This is a genomic window from Actinomycetes bacterium (genome assembly GCA_035489715.1).
In the GTDB taxonomy this organism is placed as follows: domain Bacteria; phylum Actinomycetota; class Actinomycetes; order JACCUZ01; family JACCUZ01; genus DATHAP01.
Genome location: DATHAP010000175.1, coordinates 22996 through 37991, shown reverse-complemented (window position 1 = coordinate 37991; position 14996 = coordinate 22996). Strand labels below are relative to the sequence as shown.

Genomic DNA, 14996 nt, shown 5'->3' with positions numbered 1-14996 from the left:
GAGGCTGTTGTCACCGGCGCAGATCACGTCGTCGCCGGCCAGGCCGGTGATGGTGTCCCCTCCGCCGAGCCCGGCGATCACGTCGACACCGGCGGTGCCGGTCAGGGTGTCGGCGGCCGGCGTGCCGACGATCGTCGGGGTGAGGCCGAAGCAGGTCAGCGGCGCCGGCGTCGTGGTCGGCGTGCCCGTCGCGGTGGTGGTGCCCGGCGGCGTGGTGGTCGGGGGTGCGCCCGTCGCGGCGTCGCTGCTGCCCGTGCCGGTCAGCATGGTCGCGGCGGCGACGAGGGCGGCCGCTCCGACCGCCAGCAGGGGGGCGCGCAGGGCCGGCGCCGCTCCGTGGGTGGTGCTCACCAGGTGATCCTCCGTCTCGTGAGATGTCCGGTTTCGCTCCAAGGACGCTGGACCGAGCCGGTCAGTTCGGACCATTCACCATAGATGGGACGCCGGCCGAGCATCGTCGCGCCCGCTGGACGAGGGGTGCCGACATCCGGTGCGCGCGTGCTTTCATGACGCGGTGACCGGGGGGACCAGATGACCGACCAGACCAACCAGACCGGCCAGACCGCCCCATCGGCCCAGGCGGACCGGGCCACGCCCGAGGAGTCGCGCCGGATCGCCAAGGCGCTCCTGGACTTCCTGTCCTGGGCGCACGTCGTCGGCGACGAGAGCTCGCGCAACCCGGCCGTCCGGCTCGTGCAGGACCACCTCGGCGCGGCCGGCCGGACGCAGCCGGTGGTCGGCAACGAGCTGCCGGTGTTCGAGCAGGTCAACCTGCAGGTCGCCCTCGACAGCTGGTCGGGGGAGACCGGTCGCCAGGTCGCGGTCCGCGGCATCACCCTTCCCCCGCACTACGAGTCGCCGAGCCTGCAGCAGCTGGTGCACGGCGACGGGCTGGGGCCGGTGCGGACGTCGGCTCCCGACCTCGTCGACCTGGCCTCCGGCCCCGGCCGCACGACTGCCTGCCTGCGCCGGGCGCTGCTGCTGGTCTCGGACGCACGCGGCAGCTACGTCGTGATGGTCCGCGGCCCGGACCGTCACCAGGAGCCGAGCCTGGCGGTAGAGGTCGCCGGCCTGCCGACCGCCGAGGCGCAGGCGGTGCTGCGCGAGCTCGCCGACCTGCGGAACCGGCTCAACGTCTACCGCGGCCAGGTGATCGAGCTGACGACGACCCCGATGGGCGGGCTGTCGGTCTCGTTCCCGGTGCTGCCGCCGACGGCCCGCGACGACGTCGTGCTGCCCGAACGGACCCTGCGCCGGGTCGAGCGGCACACCCTCGACGTCGTCGCCCACCGCGAGGCGCTGCGGGCGGCCGGCCAGCACCTCAAGCGCGGACTGCTGCTCTTCGGGCCGCCGGGCACCGGCAAGACGCACACGACCCGCTACCTCGTGCAGCAGCTGGCCGGCAGCACCGTCCTGATGCTGTCCGGCCAGTCGCTGCACGCCGTCGGCCCGATCACGACGATGGCCCGCGACCTGCAGCCCTCGGTCGTCGTGCTCGAGGACGTCGACCTGGTGGCGGAGGACCGCGGCTACGGCCCCGGACCCAGCCCGATCCTCTTCACCCTGCTCGACGCGATGGACGGCGCAGCGGCCGACGCCGACCTGCTCTTCCTCCTCACGACCAACCGGGCCGACCTGCTGGAGCCCGCGCTCGCCGCCCGGCCCGGCCGGGTCGACGTCGCCGTCGAGATCGCGCTGCCCGACGCGGACGGCCGCCGCCGGCTGCTCGAGGTCTACACCCGCGGGCTGCGGCTCGACCTCACCGAGGCCGACGTCGACGAGGTCGTGGAGCGCACCGACGGGGTGACCGCGTCGTTCGTCAAGGAGCTCGTACGTCGCGCGGTGCTCGAGTCGCTCACCTCGGGCCGGCCGCCCGGCGAGCCGCTGGACCGCGTCGCGGTGACCCGCGCCCTCGACGACCTGCTCGACAGCGGCCAGCGCGTCACCCGGGCCCTGCTCGGCGTCTCCGACGGCGACGGCCCCGCCTCAGCGCAGGGCCCCGGCGGACCCGTTCCGGGCCTGGCGCCGCACCGGCACGAAGGGGCGGGCTGGCTGGGTGCCCCCGCTGCCTACGGGTCGCACGTCACATTCACCGACGGCGCCTACACCGACGGCCCGTACACCGACGGCGACTGGTCCGACGACGTCGAGTAGCCGCCGGCATCAAGTCCGCGGGTCAGCGGGGCCACGAGCGCGGCCGGGCGACCCACGCCGAGAGCCGGGTCGACGCGTCACCGCGACCGGCCGCCACCTGCGACGGCGTCAGGTAGAGCGCGTCGCGCAGGTCCGCACCGGCCAGGTCAGCGCCGCGCACGTCGGCCCCGATGACGTCGGCGCCGCGCAGGTCCGCGTCCCGCAGGTCGGCCCCCACCATGAGCGAGCCGCGCAGATCCGCGCCACGCAGGTCCACGCCGCGCAGGTTCGCCCCGGCCAGGTCGGCCCCCGGGCCCGGTCGCCGCCCGGAGCCGGGCGCGGTCAGACCCGCGACGACGCACGCCCTCACCAGCTCGCTGGCCGCCGCGAGGAGCGGTCGCAGCGCCGCGCGCTGCTGCTGCACGTCCACGACGCCGACCCCGGTCGGGTCGAGCCGGGTCAGCCGGTCCACCTCGTCGTGGGCCGCGCCGAGGCGACCGTGCAGGTCATGAGTCTCGGGCCGGCGCCGGGCGTCGCGCAGGTACCAGAGCAGCTCGTGCAGCGGGCCGACGGTCCGGAAGGCCGCGGTCAGCTCGTGGCGAGGCGTGGAGGCGTCGCCGGCGAACACGACCTGCACGACCTTCTGCCCGGCGCCGAGGCAGTCGTAGGCGACGCAGCCGGGGAACCCGGTCTCGGCCAGGACCGGGTGCACCGCGCACCGGTGGTCGGCCAGCAGGTTGGGGCACGGCTCGTCGGGGGCCTTGTCGATCGCGAAGTCCGCCGAGCGGGTGAGCCCGAGAGCCACGCAGCACAGACCGACGCACGATGCGCAGTCGGCGACCAGGTCCTCCGGCACGGTGCGCAGTCTGCCGCCGTCGTGACCCACCCCACCACCGGCGGTCGTTTCGGTCCCGTCGTGCCGGGCACGGCGACTACAGACGTGCTGAGCACAGACCTGGCCGGCAGGCAGAGCGCCGGCAGTCGTTACCCGACAGAGAGGCTCCACCATGACCCGCAACACCGTGTCCCGCTCGCTGCACGACGTCGGGCTCGCCGCCTGGTTCGGCGGCACGCTTGCCAACTCGGTGGCCCTGAACCCGGCCGCCGGCGAGGCTGCCACCAAGGAGTCGACCGGTGCCGTCGCCAACGCCGGCTGGGACCGCTGGACCCCGGTGAACGCCGCGGCCATCGGCGCCCACGTCGTCGGCAGCCTCGGCCAGCTAGCAGGCAACCGCGGCCGGCTGGCCGGCCAGCGCGGCGTCGCCTCCATGGCGTTGGCAAAGACCGGCCTGACCGCCGCGGCGCTCGGCGTGACGGGTTACAGCCGCCTGCTCGGCCGCAAGGTGTCGGCCCACGGTGACGTCCCCGCCGAGTCGGCCACCGAGCCGACCGTCGGCACCCCGCCCGAGGTCGCCCGCGCCCAGAGGCAGCTGGACTCGCTGCAGTGGGCGGTCCCGGCACTGACCGGCGCGCTCGTCGTCCTCAGCGCCTTCGCCGGCGAGCAGCAGCGCGCCAGCGAGGCCACCGGCGGCACGCTGCGCCGCCTCGTCCCCGGCCGCCGCTGAGCCATCAACCGGGCCGCCGCTGAGCCGTCAGCCTGCTCGATCAGGCCGCCGGCTGCACCCGGTAGACCAGCGCGGTCCCGTCGAGCACCACGTCGCCGGCCTGGTTGGTGACCACGGTCGCCAGCCGGGTGATCGGCTTGTCGGTCCGGGCCTCCAGCACCTCCACCTCGGCGGTGATGGTGTCGCCCGGCCGGACCGGTGCCCGGAACGACCAGTCGACGTGCAGGAAGACGCTGCCCGGGCCGGGCAGGTCCTCCGCGACGACCGCGTTGAGCAGGCCGGAGGTCACACCCCCCTGCACCACGAGGCCGCCGAACCGGGTGCGGGCGGCGAAGTCCTCGTCGTAGTGCAGCGGGTTGCGGTCGCCGGTCAGCTCGGTGAACAGCTCGATGTCGCGCGTCGTCACCTCACGGGTGCGACGCGCCCGCTGGCCGACTGCAGGCGTCTCGGGCACGTCAGTCCTCCTTCACCAACAGCTCGGCCCAGGTCGACTTGCCGTCGCGGGTGACCCGGAAGCCCCAGGTGTGCGCGAAGGCCGCGACGATCGGCAGGCCCCGGCCCGACTCGTCCCGGCTGCCGGCAACCCGCTGGCGAGGTCGCAGCGCAGACGTGTCGGCGACCTCGACCAGCACCCGCTCGCGGGTCACCGCGGCCCGCAGCCTGGCCGGCGGGCCGGCGTGCGTCATCGCGTTGGCGAGCAGCTCGGCCGTCACGGCCGACACCGCGTCGACCAGCTCCGGCACCGTCGTGCGGACGGCATCGGCGAGCTCGCGCCGCGCCACCGGCACGTCGGCGACCTCGGTCAGCTGGTGCCGGACCCGCACGGTCTGCGCCCCGGCCGGCAGGTAGTGGAGCAGCACCAGCGCCGTGTCGTCGGTGCGGTCCGCCATGCCGAGCAGCTGGTCGGCCATGTCCTCGAGCGACTGGTCGGCGTCGAAGGTCTCGAGCGTCGCGGACAGCTCGTCGATGCCGGTCTCGACGTCGCGGGTGCGCGACTCGACGAGCCCGTCGGTGTAGGCCACCAGGATCGAGCCGGCCGGGAAGGACACGACGAGGTCGTCGTAGCTGCTGCCGCCTAGACCGAGCGGCGGGCCGGGAGGGGCGGTCACCTGCTCGACCCGACCCGAGGGCAGCCGGATCAGCAGCGGGGGGTGCCCTGCCGAGGCGACCCGCAACGTGTCGTCGAACGGGTCGATCACCGCGTAGGCCGCGGTCGCGAAGCGCGGCGGCAGCCGGGACGGGTCGGTGTCGTCGATCCTGACCAGCTCGCTGACCTGGGCGTCGAGGACGGTGAGCACGTCGACGGGCGGGAGGTCGGCGTGCGCCGCCGCCCGCATCCCGGCCCGGGCCTGGCCCATGACGACGGCCGCCGGCACCCCGCGACCGGACACGTCCCCGACCCCGATGCCCACCCGCCCGGCGCCCAGGTGGTGCACGTCCCACCAGTCGCCGCCGACCTCCACGTCGGCGCTGCCCGCGACGTAGCGGGCGGCGACCCGCAGCCCAGGCAGCTCGGGCGGGTAGGCGGGGAGCAACGAACGCTGCAGCTGCAGCACGAGCTCCTGCCGGCCTGCAGCGGTCCGCTGCTGGGCCACCACCGCACTGGCCCGCGCCGCCACGTCGGCGAGGAACGGCCCGTCCGCATGGCTGAACGGCTCGCGCTCCCCGGCAGCGAGCAGGACGACGGCACCGCTGAGGTCACCGGCCACCGCGAGGGGCACCACGGCGATGTTGCGCGTGTCGGCCGCCTCCAGCCAGCGGGTGCTCGGCGTGTCGTCACCACCCCGGAGAACGCGTGCCTCGGCGGGATCGATGAGCACCAGCTGACCCGCGGCGAGAGCGGCGTCCCAGGGCGACGGCCCGGCGCGGCGGTCCGCGGGTGGCGGCGGGCCGGCCCGGTCGATCAGCTCGGGCGAGATCGCGATCGCCGCCGGCTCGGTGCCGCCGGACCCGGTCGGGCGGCGGCCCGGCGGGATGATGAAGACGGCAGCCACGTCGGCCAGTGCGGGCACCAGCTCGGCGGTCAACGCCCGCAGGGCGGTGTGCGGGTCGGGCGCTGCGGTCATCCGCTGGGTGATGAGGGCAAGCAGCTGGGCCCGCGCGACGGCGGCCTCGGCCTTGGCCTGACCCGTCTCGTCGACGGCGGTCATGACCAGGCCGTCGTACGGCGCCCGCAGCCCGATCGGTGCCACCACGTAACGCAGCAGGACCTCGTCGCCGTCGAGGTTGCGCATGCCGATGTCGCGCCGATCCATCGCGACGACCTCACCGGTCCGCAGCACCTGGTCCAGGACCGGCATCGAGCGGCCCTTGAGCTCCGGGAACGCCTCCGACAGCGGCCGGCCCAGCTCGCGGCAGCCGAAGTGCCGGATCGAGGCGGCGTTCTGGTAGACCAGCCGGTGCTCCGGGCCGCGCACGACCGCGACCAGCGCCGGCGAGCTGTCCCAAGCCGCGCGCAGCGGGCCGAGCACCTCGAGGAAGTCCACCGCCTGCTCGCACGGCTGCTCCGACGTCACGCCGGAACGCTACCTTCCGACCGGTCAGCGCAGCGCGTAGAACCGCCAGCACCCGAAGTCCCCGGTCGGCAGCACTGCGGGGTCGCTCCCGGCGTCGGACCTCGGCTCAGGCACCGCCAGGTCGGTGGTCATGCGATCCTCCCCTGCCGCGGGCACGCCGGCGCGTGCGTACCACTCTAGGGTGGCGGGCTTGTGAGCCGACTGACCGAAGCCGCCGTGCCCGCGCGGCTCGGCGTCGGTTTCCGCTGGCTGCTCGCGTCGTCCTGGTCGTCCAACCTCGGCGACGGCATCGCGCTGGCGGCCGGCCCGCTGCTCGTCGCGTCGCTCACCGACGACGCGTTCCTGGTCTCGCTCGCGGCCACCATGCAGTGGCTGCCGCCGCTGGTCTTCGGGCTGGTGGCCGGCGCCCTCACCGACCGGCTGGACCGCCGGCTCATCGTCGTGACAGTCGACCTCACCCGGGCCGCTGTGCTCGTCCTGCTGACGGTGGCCGTCGCCCTCGGCCAGGTGCCGATCGCGGTGGTGCTCGGGGCGCTCTTCGTCCTCGGCACCGCCGAGGTCTTCGCGGACAGCAGCGCGCAGACCCTGCTGCCGATGCTGGTGCACCGCGACGACCTGGCCGTCGCCAACTCGCGGCTGCAGGGCGGCTTCATCACGTTCAACCAGCTCGCCGGCCCGCCCCTGGGGGCGGCCCTCTTCGCGGTCGGGGCCGCCTGGGCCTTCGGGACGCAGGCAGCGGTCGTGGCCCTGGGCGCGCTGCTCGTCCTGCGCGTCGCGCTCCCGCCGCACCGGCGCGACCCGGCGCACAGCAGCCGTCTGCGCCACGACATCGCCGAGGGCTTCCGCTGGGTGCGCCACCACGCCGCTGTGCGCACCCTGGTGCTGACCATCTTCACCTTCAACATCACCTTCGGTGCCGCCTGGTCGGTGCTCGTCCTCTACACCACCGAGCGCCTGGGCCTGGGCGAGGTCGGCTTCGGGCTGGTCGCCACGGTCAGCGCGGTGGGCGGCCTGGTGGGCACGGCGTCGTACGGCTGGATCACCCGCCGGGTGAGCCTCGGCGACCTGATGCGGATCGGCCTGATCGTCGAGACGCTCACCCACCTGGCGCTCGCCCTCACCACCAGCCCGTGGGTCGCGATGCCGGTCTTCTTCGTCTTCGGCGCCCACGCGTTCATCTGGGGCACGACTTCGGTTACGGTGCGGCAGCGCGCGGTCCCGATGCCGCTGCAAGGGCGGGTCGGTGCCGTGAACCTGGTCGGCGTCTACGGCGGGCTGGTCATCGGGTCCGCCATCGGGGGGGTGCTCGCGCAGCACCGGGGGCTGGCGGCGCCCTTCTGGTTCGCTTTCGCCGGGTCGGCGGTCTTCGTTGTGCTGATCTGGCGCCAGCTGGCCCACATCGCCCACGCCGACGAGCGGGACGAAGCGCTGGACGCCGGCCCGGCCGACGGACCTTAGGGTGGCGCCATGGCCCCGCCCCGCCGCCCGGACCCGGAGCCGCTCGAGACCGACGACGTCCGTGCGGTCACCGTGGGCACGGTCGCGTGGGGCGTGCTGCTCCTGGCCCTGCTCGCGGCCTACCCGCGGCTCGACGACGACGGCCGCGGCTCGTGGGTGTGGATCGCGGCCGCCGGCTTCGGTCTCGGCCTGGTCGGCGTCCGCCACGTCCGGCGCCGGCGGACGGCCCTGTCCCGCACGGTCCCGCCGCCGGCTCCCGGTGCGACCGACGACGCAACCAGGAGCAGCGACCCCAACGCCGGTACGTCGCCCGGTCGCTGAGCCGTTCGCCGCCCGTCAGTCGGCGGGTGGGTCGTCCGCCAGCAGCGACTCGGTCAGCAGCTCGGCCGCCCGCGCGGGGTCCTCGAGCAGGGCGGCGACCGGCCAGCGCGCGGCCCAGTCACCGGCCGCCCAGGCCAGGCCGCGGGCCAGCCCGTCGGTCGTGGCCGCGTGCACCGTCCCCCCGGCGTCGACCCACCAGGTCACGTCGTCGCCGGCGACGGTCAGCTCCTCGTGCTCCTGCCACGAGTCCGGCGCGGCCGGCAACAGCCGGCGGACCCCTTGGGGCACCGGCCGCGCGACGCCGGTCCCGTCGGGCGCGGCCGCAGGCAGCCGCTCGGTGCTGGTGTCCAGCTCGAGCACGTCGGCCAGCCTTGCCGCCCACCCGAGCGGCAGCACCAGCGGCGGTTCGGGCCACCGCACCTGCAGGTGGTGCGGCGCGGTGACGACCACGACGCGGTCCGCGGGCAGCACCGTCGCCGGGTCGACGCGGACCGTCTCGGGTGGCGGCACGGTCGCCGGGTCGGTCCCGGCCAGCGCGCCGTAGGCGGCCCGCAGGGTCCGCTGGTCCACCCGGCGATCAGGGTCGGCCAGCCGCCGCAGCAGGTCTCTCGGGCCGTCCGCGTCGGCGAGCAGGTCCCCTAACCCGGTGCGGAACCCGGCGGCGCGCAGCACCTCGTCGTCCACGGCCACCCCGGTGAGCTCGTCCCACAACCCGGTCAGCCGGCTGCCGGTCACGGCCAGCTCGGTCGGCGGCCGTCCGTCGAGCCGGGCGTGCGTCCGCAGGAACCAGCCGGCGTACGAGGCCACGGTCAGCCGACCGCCGCCACCGAGGTCGACCGGGACGGGGGTCACCAGCGCTGCCCGGAGGGTTGGGTCGGCGGCGACGTGCCCGAGCAGGGCCGCCCACCCGCCGTCGCCGACGACGTCGAGCTCGGGGACCGCCGTCATGGCCGGCACCGTCGGCGGCACCGCTGCCGGGCTGCCGCCGTGCCGGGACACCTGGTCGGCCACCCAGATGAGCCAGTCGGCCAGGCCCGGCACCCCGGAGTCGTCCTCCGCCGCCTCGGCGAGCGCCGGGTCGACCGCGAGGTCGCGGAGCTCGACGACCGTGAGGTCGCCCAGCACGCCGGCCGCGGCGAGCACGTCGCCACCCCACCGGTCGACCAGCGCCGGGTCGACCCGGGCGAGGCCGTCTGAGTCGTCGGAGTCGTCGGAGTCGTCGGAGTCGGCGAGGCGGGCCAGCACCGACCCGGGCAGCACCAGCTCGTCGGCGGCAGCCGGCCGGCCACGGTCGTCGGCGAGCACCAGCCGGGAGAGCCAACGCAGCTCGCCCGGGCGCAGCCCGGCGGCGGCGACCAGCCCGAGCACGGCGTCGGCGACGGCCGGCGGGTCGGCGTCGTCGACGTCGTCGGCGTCGTCGGCGTCCCACGCCGCGTCGACCGCGGCCCGGACCTCGGGCCGGTCGAGCACGGTGCGCGGGGTGGCCTCGGCCGCGCCGAGCCGGGCCAGCAGCGGGTGCGCGGCCTCCGGGTGGACCGTGCGCAGCCCGAGGTCGGTGAGGTCGGCCGGGAGCCCGGGGCCGGGCAGCAGTGCGCCGCGGGCGCCGCGGACCAGCCGGCCGTCGACGAGCGGGACCGGGAGGGCCCCGAGCGCGTCGAGGGCGGCCCCGGGCAGCGGGCCGTCAGCTGCCAGCGCGGCGTACAGGCGGTGCCACCACGACGGCGCGCGGGCCACGTCGGCCAGCAGGTCGACGACGTCGGCCATCGACAGCCGACGGCCGCCGAGCACGGTGAGCCGTCGGTCGTCCTCGACCAGGCCGGCCACGACGTCGGCGAGGGCGCCGGCGAGCGCCGGTCCGGCGCCGACGACCGAGACGGCGTCCCGCGGCGCGACCGGGGCCGGCACGTCACCGCCGGCGGGCAGCGTGCGCAGCACCGGGGCGGACCCGAGGGCGTCGACGACGGCCGCCCGCAGGGCACCGTCCAACCGGCCGACCGCGACCGGGCCGGGCACCAGCCCCCACCGGTCGGCCGGGTCGCCGACCTCGAGCACCAGCTCCACGTAGGCCGCGGCCGCCTCCGCCACCAGGTGGTCGGTCAGCGGGCCGGGTGCCACGTGCCGGCGGGCGGGGTCGAGCGGGAAGGTCCCGACGAGCAGCGCGGGCAGGTCCAGGCGCTCGTCGGTCGGGGTCGGCGAGTGCAGCACCTGGGGCACCGGCCGGCCGTCGAGGGGACGCGCCCAGGTGAGGCTCCAGCCCGGCCGGTCGCGCTCCTCGACCGGCCGGTCGGCGAGCAGGTGCGGGTCGAGGGACCCCGTCCGGCGCACCACCTGCCACCGGCCGGTGCGGCTCACCGACCGGGTGGTCCCGTCGACCTCGACGTCGACCCGCTCCAGCGCCGGCAGCGCGAGCAGCAGGGCCTCGTCCACCTCGGCCAGCAGCCGGACGACCAGCTCGCGGGCGGCCGCGTCGCGCAGCGGGAGCTCGACCGCGGTCGTGGCAGCCGCCGGCGGGGCGTCCGGCGCGGCGTACGGCAGGCGCAGGACCGGCAGCTGCCCGCCGCGGCGCGCCATCTCCTCGGCAAGTGCCGGGAGCGCGGCGAGCTCGGCTGCGGCGCGCCCGGCGTCCCACCGGACGGCGCCCGACGTCGACGCGATCCGCGGTGCATCGGTCACGGCGAGGACCGCGGCGAAGCCGACGCCGAAGCGCCCGGCGGAGGACTCCTCGGTGCGCTTGGTGGAGGCCCGCAGCGTCGACAGCGACTCGACGCCGGCCGCGTCGAGCGGGGCGCCGGTGTTGGCGGCGACGAGGAGGTCGCCGTCAAGACGGAGGCTCAGCACACCAGGGGCACCGCCGCGGGCGGCAGCGTCGGCGGCGTTCTGGGCGAGCTCGACCACGACCCGGTCGCGGTAGCCGCCGCGGACCAGGTCGTCCTCGGCGTTGGCGTCCTCGCGGAACCGGGCGGTCGACGCCGCCCACCCGGCGAGCACCCGGTCGCGGATCGCCGCCGTGCCGAAGGGGTCGTGGCTCACGGCTACCGCACCGGCCCGCGGCGCGGAGTCAGGAGTGGCCGAGCTCTTCGGTGTCACCGGTGTCGGCCGCGTCGTCGACGGAACCCGGCGGGTGGTCCGACGGCCGCACCGCGATGACGTCGTAGCCGAGCTCGTCGACGAGGGGCGGCGTGACCTCGACGGGCGCCGGCAGCACGGCGAGCTCGGAGTGGGCACCGCACCCGTGGTCGTAGGACACGACCCGGCCGTCGCTGGGCGAGTACGCGTTGGCGCAGACACCGAACACCCGGCGCAGCGAGCCCGCGAGCGGGGTGACGAAGCCGCAGGTGGCGCACTGGGCCGGCGCGGCCTCGGCGACCGGGGCGGTCGGCCCGCTGTCGCCGGAGTACCAGCGGTCGACGGCATCGTCGCGGCCGAGCGGGGACAGGACCCGCGGCCGGCCGAGACCGAGCTCCCACACGGCGACCCGGTCGGAGTCGTCGTCGATGCCGTCCGCATCCTCGTCGCGGCTGTCCGGACCGGCCGCGGTGTAGCCGGGCTCCAGGCGATCGTCGTCGGCGTCGGTGGGCAGCAGGTCGCCGACGCCGAGGTCGCCCGGCGCCAGGCGCCGGCTCCACGGCACCCAGGCCTTGGCCAGCAGGGCCGCCGGGCCGGGGAGCAGGACGCTGTCGCACACGGTGACGCTGCGGCCGCGCGGCACCCGGGCGACGGTCACCGCCCAGTGCCAGCCCTGGTAGGCCGGGTCGAGGCAGGCGAACCTGTGGGTGACGAGGCGCTCACCCTCGGCGTCGGCGCCGAGGTGCTCACCGACCTGGCCGGGGGCCGCGGTCTCCTCCGCCGCTGCCCGGGCGACGTCGACCGCGCCGATCAGCACCGCGTCGGTGGCGGGTGAGGGGGCCGTGGTCGGGGTCCGGGTCGTCACGATCGGCGATTCTCCCCCATGCGCGGACCGTCGCGCGACCCGTGTCGCCGCCGGGCGGCAGGATGGGGACCGTGTCTCGTCCCGAGCGACTCGCTGGTCTCGGCCGCGGCGCGGCCCGAGCCACCCGCTCCGGGGCGATGCACACCGCCCGGCGGGTGCGGCGCGCGACGCACGCCCACGGGGCGGGCGAGTCGGGCCTCGGCCGGCTGATCGAGCTGCACGGGGTCAACACCGCCGGGGACGCCATGGTCGCGGTCGCGCTGGCCAACACCCTGTTCTTCTCGGTGCCGACCGGGGAGGCCCGCGGGCGGGTCGCGCTCTACCTGCTCATCACGATGGCGCCCTTCGCGGTGATGGCGCCCGTCGTCGGCCCCCTGCTCGACCGGTTCCGGCACGGCCGGCGCTACGCGATCGCCGCGACCATGCTGGCCCGGGGCTTCGCGACCTGGGTGCTCGCCGGCGCGATCGCCGGCAACGACCTGTCGCTCTACCCCGCGGCGTTCGCCTGCCTGGTGGCGTCGAAGGCGTACGGCGTCACGCGCTCGGCCACGGTCCCGCGGCTGCTGCCCCAGGGCTACACCCTGGTCGCGGCCAACGCGCGGATCTCGCTGGCCGGCATCCTCTCCGGCGCCGTCGGTGCCGGCCTGGCCGGGCTGCTCGCCATAGCCGGTCCCGCGTGGCCGCTGCGGCTGTCCTTCGTGGTGTTCCTGGTCGGCATGGTGCTCGCGCTGCGGCTGCCGCCCAAGGTGGACTCCACCGCCGGGGAGACGCCGACGACCCTCTCACTCGACGACACCGGCCCGATCATCCGCAAGACCAGCGTCGGCCCGGCCGTGGTCGCGGCACTGCGGGCCAACGGCGGGGTCCGGGCCTTCTCCGGCTTCCTCACGATGTTCCTGGCCTTCCTGCTGCGCGAGCACCCGGTCGGTGACCTCGACGACACGGTGGCCTTCGGGCTGGTGGCCGGCGCCGCCGCCGTCGGCAGCTTCACCGGCACGACGATCGGCTCCAGGCTCCGCACCCGCGCCCCCGAGCTCGTCATCGTCGTGGTCCTGACGATCCTGACCGTCGCAGCGGCCGCCGGGGCCCTCTTCTACGGCGTCGTCTCGGTCGTGGCGGTGGCCCTCGCGGCCGGGCTCGCCCAGTCGCTGGGCAAGCTGTCGCTGGACGCCGTCGTCCAGCGCGACGTGCCGGAGGCGGTGCGCACCTCGGCCTTCGCCAGGTCCGAGACGCTGCTGCAGCTGTCATGGGTGGTCGGCGGCGGAGTGGGCATCGTCCTCCCGTTGAACGGCGCGCTGGGACTGGGGCTGGCGGCGCTCGGGCTGGTGGTGATGCTCGTGCTGACCGTCCGGGCGGTGCGGGCCCTGCCACCGACGAGGTCGACCCGGTCGGCGCGCACGACGGGGCCCGCCCCGTCGTAGCAACGAGACTGGGCACGACGACTGGGCACGACGACTGGGCACGACGACTGGGCAGGACGACGGGAGGAGACCCGATGGAGACCCGGCGACTCGGCCGGCTCGGCCACCAGAGCTCGGTCCTGATCTTCGGCGCCGCGGCCCTGGCGGAGGTGCCGCAGGAGGTCGCCGACCGGGCTGTGCAGGAGGCGCTGACGGCCGGCATCAACCACTTCGACGTGGCCCGCAGCTACGGCGAGGCGGAGGTGCGGCTCGGCCGGGCCTTCGGGTCCATGCGCGGCGGCTTCGCCGACGTCTTCCTCGCGACCAAGACCGGCGAGCGGCGGGCCGAGGACGCCTGGCGCGAGGTCAACGAGTCGCTCGAGCGGCTGGGCACCGAACGGGTCGACCTGCTGCAGCTGCACGCCGTCGGTGACGTCGAGGACCTGGACCGGGTGACCGGCCGGGGCGGCGCGCTCGAGGCGGCCCTGCGGGCCCAGGAGCAGGGCCTGGTCGGGGCCGTGGGCATCACCGGGCACGGCCACGATGCACCGGCGACACACCTCGAGGCGCTGCGCCGGCACCCCTTCGCGACCGTGCTCACGCCGATCAACCCGGTGCTGAGCGACGACCCGGCCTACCGCTCGGCCTTCGACGCCCTCGTCGAGGAGGTGCAGCGCCAGGACGCCGGCCTGATGCTGATCAAGACGGTCGCCCGGCAGAACTGGCCGGACGCGTCGGCCGACCACCCGTTCACGACGTGGTACGAGCCGCTCGCCGACCAGGCCTCGGTCACCGCCGCCGTCTCGTGGGCGCTGTCCCTGCCGGTCGCCACCGGCATCGCGACACCGGGTGACGTCCGTCTGCTGCCGCTGGTCGTCGAGGCGGAGCGGCACCGCGTGGACCCCGGCGCGGCCACCACGGTGCTGGCGGCCGACCCGGCCTACAGCTCGCCGTTCCTGGACATGCCGATCTGAGTCCTCCGATGCCCCGACCCACCCGCCCGGTGGCCGCTGAGCCGGCCTTCTCCGTCCTTCCCGCGAACAGCGTCGGGTGGGACGACCTGCAGACCGTTTTCGGCATGCGGGGCGGGCCGTCCCGCTGCTGGTGCCAGCGCTACAAGCTCGCGCCGCGCGAGTCGTTCGGGGCCGTCCCGGCCGAGGACCGGGCCGAGCGGCTGCGCGAGCAGAGCGGCTGCGGGCAGCCCCGCGCCCGCGCGACGAGCGGCCTGGTCGCCTACCTGGACGGCGAGCCGGTGGGGTGGTGCGCGGTCGAGCCACGGACGGCGTACACCGGGTTGGCCCGCGTCCACCGGGTCCCCTGGGAGGGACGCGACGAGGACAAGGCCGACGGCCGCGTGTGGGCGGTGACCTGCTTCGTGACCCGCGCCGGCTCCCGCCGGCGCGGCGTCACCCGGGTTCTCGCGGCGGCGGCGGTCGAGCACGCCCGGTCGCGGGGTGCCCGTGCGCTCGAGGGCTACCCGATCACCACCACCGAGGTGATGCTGGAGGAGCTGCACGTCGGGACCGTGGGGACGTTCGCCGCAGCGGGGCTGCAGGTGGTCAGCCGGCCCACGACGCGACGGGTCGTCATGCGGATCGACCTGTGAGCGCGGCTCACGTCGCGATCCGGTCAAGTCGCTGACAAGGCCCGGCGAGCCCCGGACAGTTGCGTG

Annotated in this window: 13 protein-coding genes; 7 read left to right on the top strand and 6 right to left on the bottom strand. The window is 75.9% G+C overall.

Annotated elements, in window-relative coordinates; translation table 11 throughout:
* Positions 1-351: hypothetical protein (locus VK640_14325; protein HTE74358.1), on the bottom strand; the 351-nt coding region annotated here is incomplete at its 3' end.
* Positions 352-531: 180 nt separating this feature from the next.
* Here VK640_14325 and VK640_14320 point away from each other — a divergent pair.
* Entirely contained in the window at positions 532-2154 is a 1623-nt protein-coding gene (locus VK640_14320; GenBank protein ID HTE74357.1) for an ATP-binding protein, read from the top strand.
* A 22-nt stretch (positions 2155-2176) separates the two neighbouring features.
* Here VK640_14320 and VK640_14315 read toward each other — a convergent pair whose 3' ends face one another.
* The gene (locus VK640_14315) at positions 2177-2989 is read right to left on the bottom strand and encodes a pentapeptide repeat-containing protein (protein ID HTE74356.1); all 813 of its coding nucleotides are present in this window, start codon (positions 2987-2989) and stop codon (positions 2177-2179) included.
* Between the two features lie 151 nt (positions 2990-3140).
* Here VK640_14315 and VK640_14310 point away from each other — a divergent pair, with 151 nt between their 5' ends.
* A complete protein-coding gene (locus VK640_14310; GenBank protein HTE74355.1) occupies positions 3141-3698 on the top strand; it encodes a hypothetical protein in 558 nt (185 codons plus the stop codon).
* 40 nt (positions 3699-3738) lie between these two features.
* Here VK640_14310 and VK640_14305 read toward each other — a convergent pair whose 3' ends face one another.
* Positions 3739-4152: a MaoC family dehydratase gene (locus VK640_14305; protein ID HTE74354.1), complete on the bottom strand. Its 414-nt coding sequence runs from the start codon at positions 4150-4152 to the stop codon at positions 3739-3741.
* 1 nt (position 4153) lies between these two features.
* Entirely contained in the window at positions 4154-6214 is a 2061-nt protein-coding gene (locus tag VK640_14300; GenBank protein HTE74353.1) for an ATP-binding SpoIIE family protein phosphatase, read from the bottom strand.
* A 192-nt stretch (positions 6215-6406) separates the two neighbouring features.
* Here VK640_14300 and VK640_14295 point away from each other — a divergent pair, with 192 nt between their 5' ends.
* Together VK640_14295 and VK640_14290 are read left to right on the top strand one after the other, a co-directional pair.
* Positions 6407-7672: an MFS transporter gene (locus VK640_14295; GenBank protein ID HTE74352.1), complete on the top strand. Its 1266-nt coding sequence runs from the start codon at positions 6407-6409 to the stop codon at positions 7670-7672.
* Positions 7673-7681: 9 nt separating this feature from the next.
* The gene (locus tag VK640_14290) at positions 7682-7993 is read left to right on the top strand and encodes a DUF2530 domain-containing protein (protein HTE74351.1); all 312 of its coding nucleotides are present in this window, start codon (positions 7682-7684) and stop codon (positions 7991-7993) included.
* A gap of 15 nt (positions 7994-8008) precedes the next feature.
* Here VK640_14290 and VK640_14285 read toward each other — a convergent pair whose 3' ends face one another.
* Both VK640_14285 and VK640_14280 read right to left on the bottom strand, forming a co-directional pair.
* Positions 8009-11023: a hypothetical protein gene (locus tag VK640_14285; protein ID HTE74350.1), complete on the bottom strand. Its 3015-nt coding sequence runs from the start codon at positions 11021-11023 to the stop codon at positions 8009-8011.
* Between the two features lie 28 nt (positions 11024-11051).
* Complete coding sequence (locus VK640_14280) at positions 11052-11924, bottom strand: DUF3027 domain-containing protein (protein HTE74349.1); 873 nt, start codon at positions 11922-11924, stop codon at positions 11052-11054.
* A gap of 71 nt (positions 11925-11995) precedes the next feature.
* Here VK640_14280 and VK640_14275 point away from each other — a divergent pair, with 71 nt between their 5' ends.
* The 3 genes from VK640_14275 to VK640_14265 all read left to right on the top strand — a co-directional run bounded on the left by VK640_14275 (position 11996) and on the right by VK640_14265 (position 14930).
* On the top strand, positions 11996-13345 hold the full coding sequence (locus VK640_14275; GenBank protein ID HTE74348.1) for an MFS transporter: 1350 nt from the start codon (positions 11996-11998) through the stop codon (positions 13343-13345).
* 74 nt (positions 13346-13419) lie between these two features.
* Positions 13420-14298 carry an aldo/keto reductase gene (locus tag VK640_14270; protein ID HTE74347.1) on the top strand — a complete coding sequence of 293 codons (879 nt, stop codon included), beginning with the start codon at positions 13420-13422 and terminating at the stop codon, positions 14296-14298.
* Positions 14299-14306: 8 nt separating this feature from the next.
* The gene (locus VK640_14265; GenBank protein ID HTE74346.1) at positions 14307-14930 is read left to right on the top strand and encodes a GNAT family N-acetyltransferase; all 624 of its coding nucleotides are present in this window, start codon (positions 14307-14309) and stop codon (positions 14928-14930) included.
* Positions 14931-14996 lie beyond the last annotated feature (66 nt).